Annotated in this window: 17 protein-coding genes; 5 read left to right on the top strand and 12 right to left on the bottom strand. The window is 72.6% G+C overall.

What is annotated here, in order from left to right:
• Nucleotides 1-166 precede the first annotated feature (166 nt).
• Complete coding sequence (locus IE118_RS22765; protein ID WP_189559848.1) at nucleotides 167-934, bottom strand: creatininase family protein; 768 nt, start codon at nucleotides 932-934, stop codon at nucleotides 167-169.
• A gap of 41 nt (nucleotides 935-975) precedes the next feature.
• Between IE118_RS22765 and ribA the strand changes: the two genes are divergently transcribed.
• A complete protein-coding gene (ribA, locus tag IE118_RS22770; protein ID WP_189559849.1) occupies nucleotides 976-1,635 on the top strand; it encodes a GTP cyclohydrolase II in 660 nt (219 codons plus the stop codon).
• A 1-nt stretch (nucleotide 1,636) separates the two neighbouring features.
• Here ribA and IE118_RS22775 read toward each other — a convergent pair whose 3' ends face one another.
• Nucleotides 1,637-2,866, bottom strand: coding sequence for a serine hydrolase domain-containing protein (locus tag IE118_RS22775; protein ID WP_189559850.1), 1,230 nt, complete (start codon nucleotides 2,864-2,866; stop codon nucleotides 1,637-1,639).
• 48 nt (nucleotides 2,867-2,914) lie between these two features.
• On the opposite strand from IE118_RS22775, the gene IE118_RS22780 reads away from it, so the two are divergent.
• Nucleotides 2,915-3,361, top strand: a complete 447-nt coding sequence (locus IE118_RS22780; RefSeq protein ID WP_189559851.1) for a PPOX class F420-dependent oxidoreductase — start codon at nucleotides 2,915-2,917, stop codon at nucleotides 3,359-3,361.
• 30 nt (nucleotides 3,362-3,391) lie between these two features.
• Here IE118_RS22780 and IE118_RS22785 read toward each other — a convergent pair whose 3' ends face one another.
• The 6 genes from IE118_RS22785 to IE118_RS34490 all read right to left on the bottom strand — a co-directional run bounded on the left by IE118_RS22785 (nucleotide 3,392) and on the right by IE118_RS34490 (nucleotide 10,439).
• Nucleotides 3,392-5,785, bottom strand: coding sequence for an ATP-binding cassette domain-containing protein (locus IE118_RS22785; RefSeq protein WP_189559852.1), 2,394 nt, complete (start codon nucleotides 5,783-5,785; stop codon nucleotides 3,392-3,394).
• Between the two features lie 285 nt (nucleotides 5,786-6,070).
• A complete protein-coding gene (locus IE118_RS22790) occupies nucleotides 6,071-6,655 on the bottom strand; it encodes a histidine phosphatase family protein (protein WP_189559853.1) in 585 nt (194 codons plus the stop codon).
• 4 nt (nucleotides 6,656-6,659) lie between these two features.
• On the bottom strand, nucleotides 6,660-7,544 hold the full coding sequence (gnd, locus tag IE118_RS22795) for a phosphogluconate dehydrogenase (NAD(+)-dependent, decarboxylating) (RefSeq protein ID WP_189559854.1): 885 nt from the start codon (nucleotides 7,542-7,544) through the stop codon (nucleotides 6,660-6,662).
• Nucleotides 7,545-7,666: 122 nt separating this feature from the next.
• Nucleotides 7,667-8,602, bottom strand: coding sequence for a glucose-6-phosphate dehydrogenase assembly protein OpcA (gene opcA / locus IE118_RS22800; protein ID WP_189559855.1), 936 nt, complete (start codon nucleotides 8,600-8,602; stop codon nucleotides 7,667-7,669).
• Nucleotides 8,599-10,308 (bottom strand): glucose-6-phosphate dehydrogenase, encoded by a 1,710-nt coding sequence (gene zwf, locus IE118_RS22805; protein WP_189559856.1) that lies wholly within the window; start codon nucleotides 10,306-10,308, stop codon nucleotides 8,599-8,601. The genes opcA and zwf overlap by 4 nt, the downstream gene beginning before the upstream one ends.
• Complete coding sequence (locus IE118_RS34490; RefSeq protein WP_268248961.1) at nucleotides 10,305-10,439, bottom strand: hypothetical protein; 135 nt, start codon at nucleotides 10,437-10,439, stop codon at nucleotides 10,305-10,307. The genes zwf and IE118_RS34490 overlap by 4 nt, the downstream gene beginning before the upstream one ends.
• Nucleotides 10,440-11,044: 605 nt before the next feature.
• Here IE118_RS34490 and IE118_RS22810 point away from each other — a divergent pair.
• Entirely contained in the window at nucleotides 11,045-12,382 is a 1,338-nt protein-coding gene (locus IE118_RS22810) for a 6-phospho-beta-glucosidase (protein WP_189559857.1), read from the top strand.
• A gap of 160 nt (nucleotides 12,383-12,542) precedes the next feature.
• Here the strand turns inward: IE118_RS22810 and IE118_RS22815 are convergent, their stop codons facing one another.
• Entirely contained in the window at nucleotides 12,543-13,670 is a 1,128-nt protein-coding gene (locus IE118_RS22815) for an ATP-grasp domain-containing protein (RefSeq protein ID WP_189559858.1), read from the bottom strand.
• A 236-nt stretch (nucleotides 13,671-13,906) separates the two neighbouring features.
• Here IE118_RS22815 and IE118_RS22820 point away from each other — a divergent pair, with 236 nt between their 5' ends.
• Together IE118_RS22820 and IE118_RS22825 are read left to right on the top strand one after the other, a co-directional pair.
• Nucleotides 13,907-14,773 carry a metallophosphoesterase family protein gene (locus tag IE118_RS22820; RefSeq protein ID WP_189559859.1) on the top strand — a complete coding sequence of 289 codons (867 nt, stop codon included), beginning with the start codon at nucleotides 13,907-13,909 and terminating at the stop codon, nucleotides 14,771-14,773.
• Entirely contained in the window at nucleotides 14,770-15,465 is a 696-nt protein-coding gene (locus IE118_RS22825; RefSeq protein WP_189559860.1) for a 4'-phosphopantetheinyl transferase family protein, read from the top strand. Before IE118_RS22820 ends, IE118_RS22825 begins: the two co-directional genes overlap by 4 nt.
• Before the next feature lie 239 nt (nucleotides 15,466-15,704).
• Here the strand turns inward: IE118_RS22825 and IE118_RS22830 are convergent, their stop codons facing one another.
• From IE118_RS22830 to IE118_RS22840, 3 genes are all read right to left on the bottom strand, one after another.
• The gene (locus tag IE118_RS22830; RefSeq protein ID WP_189559861.1) at nucleotides 15,705-15,941 is read right to left on the bottom strand and encodes a hypothetical protein; all 237 of its coding nucleotides are present in this window, start codon (nucleotides 15,939-15,941) and stop codon (nucleotides 15,705-15,707) included.
• A gap of 150 nt (nucleotides 15,942-16,091) precedes the next feature.
• Entirely contained in the window at nucleotides 16,092-16,631 is a 540-nt protein-coding gene (locus IE118_RS22835; protein ID WP_189559916.1) for a toxin-antitoxin system, toxin component, read from the bottom strand.
• Nucleotides 16,632-16,661: 30 nt separating this feature from the next.
• Nucleotides 16,662-17,318 carry a helix-turn-helix domain-containing protein gene (locus IE118_RS22840; protein ID WP_189559862.1) on the bottom strand — a complete coding sequence of 219 codons (657 nt, stop codon included), beginning with the start codon at nucleotides 17,316-17,318 and terminating at the stop codon, nucleotides 16,662-16,664.
• Nucleotides 17,319-17,437 lie beyond the last annotated feature (119 nt).

The following is a 17,437-nucleotide window of genomic DNA, read 5'->3' on the forward strand; positions in this document are numbered from 1 at the left end:
TCTCCCGTCCCGTCCCCGGGGGTGTGGCCCCCGAACCCCTGGCCGGCCCCCGGCCTCGTCCTCGCACGCCGTACGTGCCGGGAGCCGGGCCTCGGCCGTCCTCGGGGGTCCCGGACGGCCCCGGAGCCGGGTCCCGGTCGCCGGGCGTTTTCCCCCGGCCCCGTTCTCAGGCGTCGGAGGTCAGCAGCGAGAAATACGTGCCGAAGGAATCCACCAGGCTCGCCAGGAGTTGCTTGCCCTTTTCCGCGGAGGCCAGGGAAGGGCGCCCGATGACACCGGAATCGGTGTAGGCGGACATGCCGAGGGTCAGCAGATGACGGCGGTCGTCCGCGACGTGGTCGGAGGTCTCATAACCGGGGCGGAGCAATTCGGGATGAGTGTGCAGCAGGATCGATGCCTCGATTTCTCCCGCGTGCATGTCGGTGAGCAACGAGGTGACCACGCCGGCCCGTTCGCGCGCCGTCTCCCAGTCCTCCGGGGCCGGGTACAGCGCCATCCGTTCACCGCGGGCGGAGGCCTCCTGAACGGCGTTGCCCAGGACGTAGTTCCCGCCGTGACCGTTGACCAGGACCAGGGTGTCCACGCCCGAGCGGCGGAGCGAGTCGGCGATGTCCCTGATCACCGCGTGCAGGGTCACGGCGGAGAGGGAGACGGTGCCGGGCCAGGCCGCGTGCTCGTGCGAGCAGGAGATCGGCACCGGGGGGAGGAGGTGCACCGGGTAGGCGCCGGCGATCTCCCGCGCGACGGCACAGGCGACCAGCGTGTCGGTCGCCAGCGGCAGATACGGGCCGTGCTGCTCGAAACTCCCGACCGGAAGTACCGCGATCTGCTGTGAGACGCCGGCTCCCCGCATCCGTACATCCTCTGTAGTATCCGCCGGCAACAGACCGTGCACCGGGCCGTATGCCGCCGACCGCTCGTGTGAACCACCCATATCGTCACGGCCTTTCGTCTCTGCTTAGGAACTCGAGAATCATGACAGAAAAAGTAGGCGTACTCGGCAAGAAGCCCCTGCGGCGGACCGGCGTGGAACGCGTCGTGAATGCACCGCTGCCCACCGTGTACGGGAAGTTCCAGGCGGTCGGATATCTCGACCACGACCGCGGTGACGAACAAGTCGCCCTGGTGTACGGCGATCTCGGCCGGGACCGGGTCCTCACGCGGCTGCACTCGGAATGCCTGACCGGTGACGCCTTCGGCTCCCAGCACTGCGAGTGCGGCGACCAGCTGGCGGCGGCACTGCGCGCGGTCGCGGCCGAAGGGGCGGGCGTGGTCGTCTACTTGAGGGGCCACGAGGGACGCGGTATCGGCCTGCTCGCCAAACTGCGGGCGATGGCGCTGCAGGCGGAGGGACTCGACACCGTCGAGGCGAACCTCGCGCTCGGCCTGCCGGTGGACGCCCGCGACTACGCCGTCGCCGCCGGCATGCTCCAGGACCTGGGCGTGCGGTCGGTGCGGCTGATGTCCAACAACCCGCGCAAGCGCGAGGCGTTGGTGCGGCACGGCGTCCAGGTCGCCGAGCAGGTGCCGCTGCTGATACCGCCGTGCGAGAGCAACATCACCTACCTGCGCACCAAGCGGGAGCGCCTCGACCACCACCTGCCCCATCTGGACGCGGTCGCCCACCTGTCCTGAGTCAGCCGGTCACCGCCGCGTGCACCAGCCGCTTGAGGTCGGGGAAGACGGTGTGGGAGGACCTGGGCCGCACCTGCGTGCAGAACTGCACGGTCAGGTCGCGGCCCGGGTCGACCCAGAAGGTGGTGGTGGCCACCCCGCTCCAGCCGTAGCTGCCGAGGCCCGACGGGGACTGCGTGCGCGACGGGTCGATGACCACGGAGACACCGAGGCCGAAGCCGACACCGTCGTTGCCGGGGACGTCGTGTGCGGGCCGACTGCCGAAGGCACGCAGGTCGGCGTTGCCCGGGAGGTGGTTGCGGGTCATCAGGTCCACGGTGTCCGGGGCGAGCAGCCGCACCCCGTCGAGCTCCCCGCGCCGGCGCAGCAGTTCCATGAACCGGTGCACGTCGTGGGCGGAGGCCACCATGCCGCCGCTGCCGGACAGGAACCGGGGCCGGCCGCGCAGCGGCAGCCCCGCGATCGGCTCGATGCCGCCGTCGTCCGACTCCCCGTAGAGCTCCGCGAGGCGCGCCATCCGGTCGCCGGGGACCTGGAAGCCGGCGTCGTCCATGCCGAGCGGGCGGAAGACCCGCTCGGCGAGGTAGTCGTCCAGGGGGCGGCCGGACACCACCTCGATGATCCGGCCCAGCACGTTCGACGCCACCGAGTAGTTCCACCGGGTCCCCGGATCGAATTGCAGCGGCAGGCTCGCGTACACGTCGGTGGTCCCCGCCAGGTCCTGGCCCGGCGCCACCGACGACTCCAGACCGGCCGCCCGGTACAGCGCGTCGACGGGGTGGGTGTGGTAAAAGGCGAACGTCAGCCCGGCGGTGTGCGTCATCAGATGCCGTACGAGGAGGGGGCCGGCGGCCGGGCGGGTGCGTACCCGCTCACCGGAGCCGCTCTCGTACACGCGCGGTTCCGCGAAGGCGGGGAGGTGACGGCCGACCGGGTCGTCCAGCGACAGCAGCCCCTCCTCCATCAGCATCAGCGCGCCCACCGTGGTGACCGGTTTGGTCATGGAGTAGATCCGCCACAGCGTGTCCGTCTCCACGGGCAGCCCGGCCGCGACGTCCCGGAACCCGTACGCGGTGAGGTGTGCGACGCGCCCGCCCCGGGCGACGGCGACGAGGAACCCGGGCAGCCTGCCGTCGTCGACCTGGTGGGCGAAGTGACCGTCGAGCCGCTCCAGCGCCCGCGGGTCCAGTCCCGCCTCCTCGGGGGTGGTTTCCTGCCGCAGTACCGCCATCGCCTCTCCTCGGGGAACGCCGGCCCGGTGCGGACCGTTGATCGAGTCATGACTCAGGACGCCGAACAGAACGCACTGCTCGCCCTGCTCTCCGAGGGGAACGGCGGAGTGCTCGTCACACTGAAACGGGACGGGCGGCCCCAGCTGTCCAACGTCACGCACGCTTACTACCCCGATGAGCGCGTCCTTCGCGTGTCGCTCACGGACGACCGTGCCAAGACCCGCAATCTGCGGCGCGACCCCCGCGCCTCGTACCACGTCACCACCCCCGACCGGTGGGCGTACACGGTGGCCGAGGGCACCGCCGAGCTGTCCCCCGTCGCCGGTGATCCGTACGACGGGACGGTGGAGGAACTCGTCCGCCTGTACCGCGACGTCAACGGCGAGCACCCCGACTGGGAGGACTTCCGCGCGGCGATGGTCCGCGACCGGCGGCTGGTGCTGCGCCTGCGGGTGGAGCGGGCGTACGGCATCCCGCGCGGCGCCGGGGCGTAGTCACCGTCCCGGCGCCGCGCGGGGAGCGCCTCAGGCGCCGACGTACTGGGCGAGATGCTCGCCGGTGAGGGTGGAGCGGGCGGCCACCAGCTCGGCGGGGGTGCCCTCGAACACGACCCGGCCGCCGTCGTGACCGGCGCCGGGACCCAGGTCGATGATCCAGTCGGCGTGCGCCATGACCGCCTGGTGGTGCTCGATCACGATGACCGACTTGCCGGAGTCGACCAGCCGGTCCAGCAGGCCGAGCAGCTGCTCCACATCGGCCAGGTGCAGGCCGGTGGTCGGCTCGTCGAGGACGTAGACGCCGCCCTTGTCGCCCATGTGCGTGGCCAGCTTCAGCCGCTGCCGCTCACCGCCGGACAGCGTGGTGAGCGGCTGGCCCAGGGTGAGGTAGCCGAGACCGACGTCCGCCATCCGCTCCACGATCCGGTGCGCCGCGGGGATCCGCGCCTCGCCCTCGCGGAAGAACTCCTCCGCCTCGGCCACCGACATCGCGAGCACCTCGCTGATGTCACGGCCGCCGAAGCGGTACTCGAGGACCGACGCGTCGAACCGCTTGCCGCCGCAGTCCTCGCAGGTGGTGGAGACCCCGGCCATCATCCCCAGGTCGGTGTAGATGACACCGGCGCCGTTGCAGGTGGGGCACGCGCCCTCGGAGTTGGCGCTGAACAGCGCCGGCTTCACCCCGTTGGCCTTGGCGAACGCCTTGCGGATCGGGTCGAGCAGCCCGGTGTACGTGGCCGGGTTGCTGCGCCGGGAGCCGCGGATCGGGGTCTGGTCGACCGCGATCACGCCCTCCTCGGCGGGGATCGAGCCGTGCACCAGGGAACTCTTGCCGGAGCCGGCCACGCCGGTCACGACGGTGAGCACGCCGAGCGGGATGTCGACGTCGACCTCGCGCAGGTTGTTCGCCTTCGCGCCCCGGACGGGAAGCGTGCCGGTGGCCTGGCGCACCGTGTCCTTGACGGCGGCCCGGTCGTCGAGGTGGCGGCCGGTGACCGTGTCGCTGGCGCGCAGGCCCTCCACGGTGCCCTCGAAGCAGACGGTGCCGCCCGCCGTGCCGGCGCCGGGGCCGAGGTCGACGACGTGGTCGGCGATGGCGATCGCCTCCGGCTTGTGCTCCACCACCAGCACCGTGTTGCCCTTGTCCCGCAGCCGCAGCAGCAGGCTGTTCATCCGCTGGATGTCGTGCGGGTGCAGGCCGATGGTGGGCTCGTCGAAGACGTACGTGACGTCGGTGAGGGAGGAGCCAAGGTGCCGGATCATCTTCACGCGCTGCGCCTCGCCGCCCGACAGGGTGCCCGACGCCCTGTCCAGCGACAGGTAGCCGAGACCGATCTCCACGAACGAGTCGAGGGTGTGCTGGAGCGCGGTCAGCAGCGGCGTCACCGACGGCTCATCGATGCCGCGGACCCACTCGGCCAGGTCCCTGATCTCCATCGCGCAGGCGTCGGCGATGCTGATCTTCCCGATCTTCGAGGACCGGGCCCCCTCCGTGAGGCGCGTGCCCTCGCACTCCGGGCAGGTGGCGAAGGTGACCGCCCGGTCGACGAAGGCCCGGATGTGCGGCTGCATCGACTCCCGGTCCTTGTTGAGCATCGACTTCTGCAGCTTGGGGATCAGGCCCTCGTAGGTGAGGTTGATCCCGTTGATCTTGACCTTGGTCGGCTCGCGGTACAGGAAGTCGTGCCGCTCCTTCTTGGTGTACGCGCGGATCGGCTTGTCCGGGTCGAAGAAGCCCGACTCGGCGATGACCCGCACCACCCAGCCGCCCCCGGTGTACGTGGGGATCGTGAACGGGTCCTCGGAGAGCGACTTGGAGTCGTCGTAGAGCTGGGCGAGGTCGATGTCGGAGACCGTGCCGCGGCCCTCGCAGTGGGTGCACATGCCGCCGGTGCGGCTGAAGGACACCTTCTCGGTCTTGGTCTTGTCGGCGCCGCGGTCGACCGTGAAGCCGCCGCTCGCCTGGACCGAGGCGACGTTGAAGGAGAACGCTCCGGGCGGGCCGAAGTAGGGCTTGCCGAGCCGGCTGAAGAGGATGCGCAGCATCGCGTTGGCGTCGGTGGCGGTGCCGACCGTGGAGCGGGGGTCGGAGCCCATCCGCTGCTGGTCGACGGTGATCGCGGTGGTCAGCCCCTCGAGCACGTCGACCTCGGGCCGCGCCAGCGTCGGCATGAACCCCTGAAGGAAGGCGCTGTACGTCTCATTGATCATCCGCTGCGACTCGGCGGCGATCGTGTCGAAGACGAGTGAGCTCTTGCCGGACCCGGACACCCCGGTGAACACGGTCAGACGGCGCTTGGGGAGCTCGACGCTGACGTCCTTGAGGTTGTTCTCGCGCGCGCCGTGCACGCGGATCAGATCGTGGCTGTCGGCGGCGTGCGGTTCGGCCGGCTGCCGGTCCGTCCTCGTGACCTTGCTCATCGTCCTCCATCCGTCGGGCGGGGCCGCCGTCGCGGGCTCCGCCGGCGTTCCCCGGCTCGGTCCGGCCGCAGGTCGCCGACGCGGTCACGGCTGCGCTCCACCGTCCGTGCGACGGGTGCCCCGGCCGGGCCTCGGGCCAAGGCTAGGCTAGGCGCACCGCGGTCACCTGCGCTTCTCCATTCCTGACCGGCCCCGTGCCCCCCTTTTATCCGGAGTCGGTCACTCCCCGTGGCCCTCCGGACCGGTGGGGACGCGCGGGCACCGGACGGACGGGACGCCGGTGCGTCACGGGCGGGTGTTCCACTCCGCGACGACCGGGCTGCCGTGCTCCAGGGACAGGCGGCACAGGGTGCCCGTCTCCAGGCGGAACAGCCGGCCGTCGGCCGGGGGCAGGCCCAGGCGGCGGGCGGTCAGCACGCGCAGGAGGTGACCGTGGGCCACCAGCATCACGTCGCCCCCGTCCAGGGCCCCGGCGACCCGGGACAGCACCCGGTCCACGCGCTCACCGACCTGCTCCGGCGACTCGCCGGGGAACTCGGGGCCGGGCGGCACCCCGTCCGTCCACAGGTCCCAGCCGGGCCGCGTGCGGCGGATCTCCGCCGTGGTGACGCCCTCGTAGCCGCCGTAGTCCCACTCCCGCAGGTCGGGCTCGGGCACGGCACCGGTCAGACCCGCCAGTTCCGCGGTGCGCCGGGCCCGCAGCAGCGGGCTGGTGAGGACCAGCCCGAAGGACCGGTCCGCCAGCAGCCGGGCGAGGGACCCGGCCTGTCCCTCGCCCCTCTCAGTCAGCGGCAGATCGGTGCACCCGGTGTGCCGGCCCGTCCTGCTCCACTCGGTCTCGCCGTGCCGCGCCAGCAGCAGATCGCCCACGCCGTCAGTGCTTCTTCGCCGACTCGACGGCGTGACCGCCGAACTGGTTCCGCAGCGCCGCGATCATCTTCATCTGCGGTGAGTCCTCCTGCCGGGAGGCGAAGCGGGAGAACAGGGAGGCGGTGATCGCGGGCAGCGGCACCGCGTGGTCGATCGCCGCCTCCACCGTCCAGCGGCCCTCGCCCGAGTCCTCGGCGTAGCCCCGCAGCCCCTCCAGGTGCTCGTCCTCGTCCAGCGCGTGCACCGCGAGGTCCAGCAGCCAGGAGCGGATGACGGTGCCCTCCTGCCAGGAGCGGAACACCTCCCGCACGTTGTCCACCGAGTCGGCCTTCTCGAGCAGCTCCCAGCCCTCGGCGTAGGCCTGCATCATGGCGTACTCGATGCCGTTGTGGACCATCTTCGCGAAGTGCCCGGCGCCGACCCTGCCCGCGTGGACATAGCCGTACGGGCCGTGCGGCTTGAGCGCGTCGAAGATCGGCTTCAGCCGTTCCACGTGCTCCTCGTCGCCGCCGACCATCAGGGCGTAGCCGTTCTTCAGGCCCCACACCCCGCCCGAGACGCCCGCGTCGACGAAGCCGATGCCCCGGGCGCCCAGCTCCCTGGCGTGCTTCTCGTCGTCCGTCCAGCGCGAGTTGCCGCCGTCCACGACGACGTCGCCGGGTTTGAGCAGGCTCGCCAGCTGGTCGATGACGTTCTGGGTGACGGTGCCCGCCGGCACCATCACCCACACCGCGCGCGGCCCGTCGAGCCCGTCCACGAGGTCGGACAGGTGGGCGACGTCGGAGAGGTCGGGATTGGTGTCGTACCCGATGACGGTGTGGCCGGCGTTGCGGAGGCGCTCGCGCATGTTGCCGCCCATTTTGCCGAGACCGACGAGACCGATCTGCATGTCAGTTCACTTCCCATTCTTCGCGGTGGGCGGCCGCCGGCGCGGCCGTGGACGGGTCGGGCCCGTGGGCGGGGCCGCCGGCCGGACAGGACCGCACGGGGCGCCGGGCCGGTCCGGGGTCGTCAGGCATGAGCCGCCACCTCCTCGGTGGCCTCGCCGCGCAGGGCCACGGCGTACATCTCGTCGGCGTCGAGGCGCCTGAGCTCCTCGGCGATGAGTTCGGAGGTGGGGCGGACCTTCAGCGCCAGCCGGCGCGCGGGCTGCCCGGGCAGGGTCAGTGTCGCCAGCGGGCCCTCGGGGCGGTCGATGACGACCTCTCCGTCCGCGGTGCCCAGCCGGACCGCCGTGACGACCGGTCCCGCGGTCACCACCCGGTCGACGGGGACCCGCAGCCGCGCCTCCAGCCAGCGTGCCAGCAGCTCGGCGGCCGGGTTGTCGGCCTCGGCCTCCACGGCCGCCGACGTGACCGTCGCCCGCGCCTGGTCCAGGGCCGCGGCCAGCATGGACCGCCACAGCGTCAGCCTGGTCCAGGCGAGGTCGGTGTCGCCGGGCGCGTAGCTGCGCCGCCGGGCCCGGAGCACCGCCATGGGGTTCTCGACCGCGTACAGGTCGGTGATCCTGCGCTGGCCCAGCGCGCCCAGCGGGTCCTGCGACGGGTTCTCGGGCGCGTCCCCGGGCCACCACACCACCACCGGCGCGTCCGGCAGCAGCAGCGGCAGGACCACCGAGTCGGCGTGCTCGGACACCTCGCCGTAGGTCCGCAGCACCACCGTCTCGCCGGTGCCGGCCTCGGAGCCGACCCGCACCTCGGCGTCCAGCCGGGAGTGCGTGCGCTCGCGCGGGTTGCGGGCGTGCCGCTTGATGACGACCAGGGTGCGCGAGGGGTGCTCGTGCGAGGCCTCCTCCGCCGCCTTGATCGAGTCGTAGGCGTTCTCCTCGTCCGTGACGATGACCATCGTCAGGACCATGCCCACGGCCGGGGTGCCGATGGCGCGGCGGCCCTGCACCAGCGCCTTGTTGACCTTGCTTGCCGTGGTGTCGGTCAGGTCGATCTTCATGGCCTGCGCCAGCTCCGTCCGTCTCGTGCGAGCATCTCGTCGGCTTCCGCGGGGCCCCAGCTGCCCGACGCGTACTGGGCCGGCCTGCCGTGCGACGCCCAGTACTCCTCGACCGGGTCGAGGATCCGCCAGGACTCCTCCACCTCCTGGTGGCGGGGGAAGAGGTTGGCGTCGCCCAGCAGGACGTCCAGGATGAGCCGTTCGTACGCCTCCGGGCTGGACTCGGTGAAGGACTCGCCGTAGGCGAAGTCCATGGTCACGTCCCGCAGCTCCATCGACGTCCCCGGCACCTTCGAGCCGAACCGGACCGTCATGCCCTCGTCCGGCTGGACCCGGATCACGACGGCGTTCTGGCCCAGCTCCTCGGTGGCGCCGGCGTCGAAGGGGGAGTGCGGGGCCCGCTGGAAGACCACCGCGATCTCGGTGACCCTGCGGCCCAGCCGCTTGCCGGTGCGCAGGTAGAACGGGACGCCCGCCCAGCGGCGGTTGTCCACGCGCAGGCTGATCGCGGCGTAGGTGTCGGTGGTGGAGGCCGGGTCGATGCCCTCCTCCTCCAGATAGCCCCGCACCTTCGCACCGCCCTGCCAGGCGCCCGCGTACTGTCCGCGCACCGTGTGCAGGCCGAGGTCGTCCGGGAGCCGCACGGCCCGGAACACCTTCAGTTTCTCCGTCAGCAGCGAGGCCGCGTCGAAGGAGGCCGGTTCCTCCATCGCGGTGAGCGCGAGCAGCTGCAGGAGGTGGTTCTGGATGACGTCGCGGGCGGCGCCGATGCCGTCGTAGTAGCCCGCGCGGCCGCCGATGCCGATGTCCTCGGCCATGGTGATCTGTACGTGGTCCACGAAGGACCGGTTCCAGATCGGCTCGAACATCGTGTTGGCGAAGCGCAGCGCCAGGATGTTCTGGACGGTCTCCTTGCCCAGGTAGTGGTCGATCCGGAACACCTGTTCGGGGTCGAACACCTCGTGGACGATCGCGTTGAGCTCCTGGGCCGACTCCAGGTCGTGGCCGAACGGCTTCTCGATCACCGCGCGCCGCCAGGAGCCCTCGGGGGCGTCGGTGAGCCCGTGCCGCTTGAGCTGCTGCACCACCTTGGGGAAGAACTTCGGCGGCACGGACAGGTAGAAGGCGTGGTTGCCGCTGGTGCCCCGGGAGGCGTCCAGCTCGTCGACGGCCTTGCGCAGCTGTTCGAACGCCTGGTCGTCGTCGAAGTCACCCGGGATGAACCGCATGCCTTCGGAGAGCTGCTGCCACACCTCCTCCCGGAACGGGGTCCGGGCGTGCTCCTTGACCGCTTCGTGCACCACCTCGGCGAAGTCCTGGTCCTCCCAGTCCCGGCGGGCGAACCCGACCAGCGAGAAGCCCGGTGGCAGCAGTCCCCGGTTGGCGAGGTCGTAGACGGCCGGCATGAGCTTGCGGCGGGACAGGTCGCCCGTCACGCCGAAGATGACCAGTCCGGAGGGGCCCGCCACCCGGGGCAGCCGGCGGTCCCGCGGATCGCGCAGCGGGTTGGGCCAGCCGGCCGGCGGTGCGGGGAGGGCGGTGAGGGCCTCCGCCGGGCCCTCCGCCCCGTCTGCCGCCCTGTCCCCTGCCCCCTCCCGCGCCGGCTGTTCCTCCGGCGCGGTCGCCCCGGTCGCCGCGCCCTCCGCCGCAGCCCCGTCCGTCCCGCCGGGGGCCTCGGTCCCCGGCTCGGTCGTCCCGTCCGTCATTCCGTGTCAACTCCCTTGCTGTCGAGCGACTTCGTCACCACGTCCAGCAGCTCCTGCCAGGCGTCCCCGAACTCCGCGAGTTCCCGTCCTCCGGCCGCCGCACCACCTCGTCTCCTCGGCGTGGCCCGCACAGCCCGGTGACGGTGCCGTGCGCGACCGGCCCTTCCCCTTACAGGGTGTCCCGGTACGCCGGGTCCTTCACCCCGGTGGAATCCCCCCGGCCTCGGGGCCGCTCCACCCACAGTGATCGTCTTCCTCCTCGCGAGCGCGTCAACCGCGTGCGGCGGCAGGTGATTCCCGGGCGCCGGCCTCGCCGTCAGGGGGTATGCGCATCCCCGGGATCGCGACCCCGGGCGGCGCGGGCGGCCACGGCACCGCGCGGCGGCCCGGTACGCCCCGACGGGCAGCGTTGGTCCGTTCGGGGCCGGGAGGACCGGCCCGGACCGGCCGGAGCGGCACGCACGCCGTAAAGGTATGACCTTTGATGCGGGGTGCCCGCCGTGTCCGGCGGCCCCTCGCGTGGGCCGGTGGCGGTGCGGCGGCTGCCGCACCCCGGGCGCCGCCCGAGCGTGGGGGAGGGCGGCGAGACGCTTGCCGACCGCGCTTCCTCCCGAGGGCTCGGGCACGATCACGACTGCTCTCCCGGTGCCCCCGGTGCGGGCCGCGCGGCCCGTCGTGCCGCCCGCACCGCCGCGAGTAGGGTCGGTCACGTGCGTCGTGGTGGAAGGGTGCGGATGTGAGGCTGACGATCCTGGGCGGCGGAGGCTTCCGCGTGCCCCTGGTGTACGGGGCGCTGCTCGGGGACCACGCCGAGGGGCGGGTGACCCGGCTCGTGCTGCACGACGTGGACGCCGCCCGGCTGCGCGCGATCGCCCGGGTGCTGGCCGAACAGGCCGCCGGGGTGCCCGACGCGCCCGAGGTGACCTGGACGACCGACCTCGACGAGGCCCTGCGCGGCGCCGACTTCGTCTTCTCCGCGATCCGCGTCGGCGGCCTGGAGGGCAGGGCGGACGACGAACGGGTCGCCCTGGCCGAGGGGGTGCTCGGCCAGGAGACGGTCGGCGCGGGCGGCATCGCCTACGGCCTGCGCACCGTGCCCGTCGCCGTGGACATCGCCCGCCGGGTCGCCCGCCTCGCCCCCGACGCCTGGGTCATCAACTTCACCAACCCGGCCGGTCTGGTCACCGAGGCCATGGCGCACCACCTCGGCGACCGCGTCATCGGCATCTGCGACTCACCGGTCGGCCTCGGCCGCCGCATCGCCCGGGTGCTGGGCGCGGACCCGGGCGAGGCGTGGATCGACTACGTCGGCCTCAACCACCTCGGCTGGGTGCGCGGTCTGCGTATCGCCGGCCGTGACGAACTCCCGCGCCTGCTCGCCGACCCGGCCCTCCTCGGCTCCTTCGAGGAGGGCAGGCTCTTCGGCGCCGACTGGCTGCGGTCCCTGGGCGCGGTGCCCAACGAGTACCTGCACTACTACTACTTCAACCGGGAGGCCGTGGACGCCTACCGGCGGGCCGAGCGGACCCGGGGCGCGTTCCTGCACGACCAGCAGGCCCGCTTCTACGCCGGGACCCGCGATCCCGAGGTGTCCGCCCTGACCCTGTGGGACCGCACCCGCGCCGAACGCGAGGCCACCTACATGGCAGAGAACAGGGAAGCGGCCGGCGCGGGCGAACGCGAGGCCGACGACCTGTCGGGCGGCTACGAGAAGGTGGCCCTCGCCCTGATGCGGGCGATCGCCCGCGACGAACGCGCCACCCTGATCCTCAACGTCCGCAACCGCGGGACCCTGTCACCGCTGGACGCCGAGGCCGTGATCGAGGTCCCGTGCCTGGTGGACGCCAACGGCGCGCACCCCGTCTCCGTCGACCCGCTGCCCGCTCACGCCACCGGTCTGGTCTGCGCCGTCAAGGCCGTGGAACGCGAGGTGCTGGCGGCCGCCCGGTCGGGCTCCCGCGCGAGGGCGGTCGCCGCCTTCGCCCTGCACCCGCTCGTCGACTCCGTGACCGTCGCGCGGCGTCTCGTCGACGGCTACACCGCCGTCCACCCCGGGCTCGGCTACCTCGGATAGCTTCGGGCCGGCCGGTCGCCCCCCGTGACAGCGGCCGACCGACCCGAGCCCCCCGTTCCCCCGTGCTTCCCCCCGGCGGCTTCCCCAAGTCGCCGACACCATCAAGAGCACCGGACCCGGCCCCTGATACACCCCCGGCGGAAATTTCCCGGAGATTTTTTCAGGGGCGTGCCCCGGCCGCCGTCCTCGGCTCCACGGGCACCGCCTGAGCGGGTACGGCAGCGAGCGCCGCCGCGGGCACCTCGCCCCGCTGCTGCGGCAGCGCCACCGGCAGCAGCGGGCGCGGGCCGGACACCACGGAGTAGTCCGCCCCGAGGAACGGCGGCGTCATCTCGCCCGGGTCGTCCCCCAGCGCCAGCCGTACCGCGGCCCAGGGGACGTTCACCCCGCACAGGGACAGCTGGTGCAGCCCGCCCGCCGGCCGGGTGTTGACGTCCATGAGGACGGGCCGGTCGCCGAACATCCGGAACTGGATGTTCGACAGGTGGTGCAGACCGAAGCCCTCCGCGATCCGCCGGGCCGGCTCCAGCCACTGCTCGTGCAGCGTGAAGCCGCGGCGCCTGCCGTTCTTGGTGCGTCCCACGGCCAGCCGGATCCGGTTGTCGGGCCCGGTCAGACAGTCCACCGACACCTCGGGCTGTTCCAGGCGCGGCATCACGAGCCAGTCCACCGGCTCCGCGGCCTGCCGCACCGCGTCCAGCGCCAGGCCGAGCGGCACGTACGGGCTCGGGAAGCCGCTCAGCTGCGCGAGCGAGAAGGGGTCGCGCGTGATCACACGGAAGCCCACTCCGCCCGCGCCGGACGCCGGCTTGAAGCACGCCCGGTGTCCGCGGCCTTCCAACTCCTCCACGGCCGCCAGGAGTTCGTCCGCGCTCCGCACCCGCCACCACGGTGGCACCGGGACGCCGATCGCCTGGACCGCCTCATAGGCGATCACCTTGTCCAGGAACACCGCGACCGCCTCGGGCGGCGGCGCCAGCAGCGCCGTGCCCACGGCCTCGAACTCGGCGCGGTGCGCCACGATCGCCGACTGGTGCAGCCGGGGCACGAAGACATCGATGCCGCGCCGCTCGCACTGGGTGAGCGCGTACTCGACGTACGCCGCCGGGGTCAGCCCCTCGGGCTCCGGTTCCGCCGTGTCGGCGGCGGCGAGCACCGGGGAGTCGGGGTCGCCGTGCGTGGCATGGATCTCGACGGCCCGGTCGGCGGGATTCCGCCTCAGCTGATCGATGAAGAACACGTTCTCCGCGTACGTGCGGTTGAGCCAGACGCGTACGCGAGAGACCATGCGGGCCGCCTTTCACGGTTCGCGGGCAGGGCGCAGCGGCCCGTTGCCCGGGCAAGACGAAGAGGGGTCACCCGACCGCCCTGTGCGAAGGGCGCTTCACGGCGGTGGTGTCGGGGCGATCATACGGCTTCGGCGGAGAGGCCCGATACCACGCGAGGCAGCGACGAGTTGCTTGTTCCGGCGCCAAGGATGTGATCTCGTGAGGACGTTCGGTGACGGCTGAAGGGACCACGGGGATGTCAGGGACGCACGGCGGCGGACAGATGTGGGCGATCAGCGACCTGCACATCGGCTACGCCGAGAACCGTGCCCTGGTCGAAGCGATGCGGCCCGCCTCGGACGAGGACTGGCTGCTGGTCGCCGGTGACGTGGCGGAGACGGTCGAGGACATCCGCTGGGCGCTCAAGACCCTCGCCGGCCGGTTCGCCAAGGTCGTCTGGGTTCCGGGCAACCACGAGCTGTGGACCCACCCGAGCGACGCGGTCACGCTGCGCGGCGTCGCCCGCTACGACCACCTGGTCGAGCAGTGCCGCGACCTCGGAGTGGTCACCCCCGAGGACCCCTACCCCGTCTGGGAGGGCCCCGGCGGACCGGCGGTCGTGGCACCCCTCTTCCTGCTCTACGACTACTCGTTCCTGCCGTCGGGCTGCGCCACCAAGGACGAGGGGCTCGCGTACGCGCACGGCACCGGGATCGTCTGCACCGACGAGCACCTGCTGCATCCCGACCCGTACCCGACCCGTGAGGACTGGTGCCGGGCCCGGGTCGCCGGGACGGAGCGCCGGCTCGCCGAGGTGCCGGACGACCTGCCCCTGGTCCTCGTCAACCACTACCCGCTGCACCGCCATCCCACGGAGGTGCTCTGGCACCCGGAGTTCGCCATGTGGTGCGGCACCGTGCTCACCGACGACTGGCACCGCCGGTTCCCCGTCCGCACCATGGTCTACGGCCATCTGCACATCCCCAGGACCACCTGGCAGGACGGGATCCGCTTCGAGGAGGTGTCGGTGGGCTACCCGCGTGAGTGGCGCAAGCGGGAGCGGCCACCGGGCCGGCTCCGGCGGATCCTGCCCGCGGAGCCCGGAGAGGACGGCGGACGGTGATCGGGGACCTGCTGCCGCAGACGGTCGTCACCGTGGAGGCCTACGGCGACGAGGGCGCCGACGCTCCGCTGTACCCCGAGGAGGAGGCGCTGATCCGGCGGGCCGTCCTCAAACGCCGCCGGGAGTTCACCGCCGTGCGCTCCTGCGCCCGCCGCGCGATGGAGAAACTCGGCGTGCCGCCGCGGGCCGTGCTGCCCGGTGAGCGCGGCGCCCCGCGGTGGCCGGAGGGGCTGACCGGCAGCATGACCCACTGCCAGGGCTACTGCGCCGCCGCCCTGGTCCGCGCCGGGGACCTGGCGTCCGTCGGCATCGACGCCGAGGTGCACGGGCCGCTGCCCGAGGGCGTGCTGCCCTCCGTGGCCCTGCCCCAGGAGACCGAGCGGATCGCCGCGCTGGCCGGGGAGGTGCCCTCGGTGCACTGGGACCGGCTGCTGTTCAGCGCCAAGGAGGCGGTCTACAAGGCGTGGTTCCCGCTCACCGGGAAGTGGCTGGACTTCGAGGAGGCCGACATCGACCTCTTCCCCGACGACGGCGAAACCGCCCGGGGCGGTTTCCGCGCCGCCCTCCTCGTCCCCGGACCGCTCGTGGGCGGGCGCCGCGTGAGTCACTTCAGCGGGCGGTGGGCCGCGGGCGATGGTCTGATCGCGACGGCGATCGCGGTGCCGCACGGCGGGGCTCCGCCGGTTTCGTGAGGTTTCGCCGGGACGGGAGCGCGGCGGGGCGTGGCGGGGGCGCGTAGGGCGGCTGCGGGTGGGTGGGGGCTGGTCGCGCAGTTCCCCGCGCCCTTGGGGTGTTGCGGGTGGGGTCGCCTTCGCGGTCGCGCGGTTCCCCGCGCTGCTGGGGCGTCGAGGGTGGGGTTGCCTGCGACGACCCGCGTCTCCGGGGAGTGGGGGGCGGGGTTGTCCCGCCCCCCTCGTACGGAACGGCCGGGTTACCGCTCGGGGTGCCAGTCGCGCAGCATGCGGAAGAACTCCTCCTCGTTGCCCGTCAGACCCGCCCGGGCCAGCGCGGCCTCCGCCTCGGCGAGCACGGAGGGCGGAACGAGCGGCGGCGCGGGCGGGCCGGCCGGGCCGGACCGCGTGTCGAAGGCGGCGCGCACGGTGTGCAGCAGCCGTAGATAGGCCTGGACGGCGGTGCGCTCGCGGTCGGTCAGTACGGCGGTGGGCATCGCTCGGCTCTCCCCGTGTCGTGGTCGTCGGTACCACGCCCCCCGGACACTCAGGGGGCGGACCTCAAGCTTGCCGCCCACCACTGACAATCGGGTTGCCCGGCGCGACGGTTCGCCCGGCCGGCGGGGCTCGCACGCCGGGGCGCCCGGTCAGCTCCGCGGCCCCAGGTACCCGAGCGACGCCCCGATCCGGCCCGCCAGATGATCCCGCTGTACCGGCGCGCGCAGCTCCGAACCGGCGAGCAGCGTCCGGCACTTGCTGGCCAGCAGCAGGCCGAACGCCTCGGCCTCCTTCTCCTCGGCGAGGTCGAAGCGGGTGCGTGCGGCGACCCTCAGGACGGTCGCCCGCAACGCTTCCTCGTCCGGCGCCGCGCCCAATAACCGGGTCGCGACCTCCGCCCCGGCGACATGACGGCCGCAGTGGCCCGCCTTCATGTGCCAGAGCTCATGGCCCAGGATCACCAACTGGTGGTCCGGCGCCGTGCGTTCCTCGACCACCACGAGGTCCTGCTCCGCCATGTCGAGCCACAGCCCGCTCGCCGTCCCCGGCGGGAAGGCGGCCGTGCGGAACAGCACCGGCCGGCCCCGGCGCCGGCTCATCCCCTCGCACAGGGCGCCGTACAGATCGGCGGGCCGCGCCGGGACGGGAAGCGTCAGTTCCGCGACCAACTCGCCGCACAGGCGGCGCATCTCCCTACCGATGCCCACGGCTCTCCCCGCTCACGACTTGGGCCGCTGGACGCTCTCCAGGAGCATGTCCAGCCACTCCGCGACCTTGTCGCGGTGCTGGTCGGTGGGCAGCTGCGCGGCCCGCCAGGCGATGCCGCGCACCCCGTGGTCCTGGAGCAGCCGCTCCAGCGGGTCGTCGGCCACCGCCGCCACCCCCCGCTCACGGTCGGCCAGCTTCTGCAACAGCTCCTGCTCCGTGTGCTGGAGGGCGCTCGTGAGGGCCTCGGGGTCCTCGGCGGTGAGGAACCCGGCGTGCACCCGGAAGAAACGCTGGATGGCGTCGCAGTGCTCCATGGTGGGCCGCCGGTCGCCGTTGATCAGCGCACCGGCCTGCTGGCGGGACATGCCCGCACCGTCGGCGATCTCCTGTTGCGTGTACTTGCGGCCGTTCGGCTTCAGCCGGGTGCGGCGCAGCAGGTCCAGCCGCTGGAGGAACCTCGCCTGCACATCGGGCTCGCCGGCGTTCCGGCCGCCCAGCAGTGCCTTGACCACGGGCTCGGGGACACCGGAGGCGACGGACAGCCGGCCGACGTCGAAGACCTCCGCGTGCGGCACGTCGAGCCGGTCGGCGAGTGCGGTGACGCGGGCGACGACAGCCGGCAGCGCGGCCGTCGGCGCGGTGTCCGGACCCTCGAAGCCACCCGTCACCGAAAGATCTCCTACGTCTCTCACAGGCTTCTCACAAGCGATTGCCGTGAACTTCACGGAGACTAGCCGCTGGTTCGAACTCACATCCAGGTCTCGCCACAACTGTGGCCAATTTCGGC

The sequence above is a fragment of the Streptomyces pilosus genome (assembly GCF_014649835.1).
In the GTDB taxonomy this organism is placed as follows: domain Bacteria; phylum Actinomycetota; class Actinomycetes; order Streptomycetales; family Streptomycetaceae; genus Streptomyces; species Streptomyces pilosus.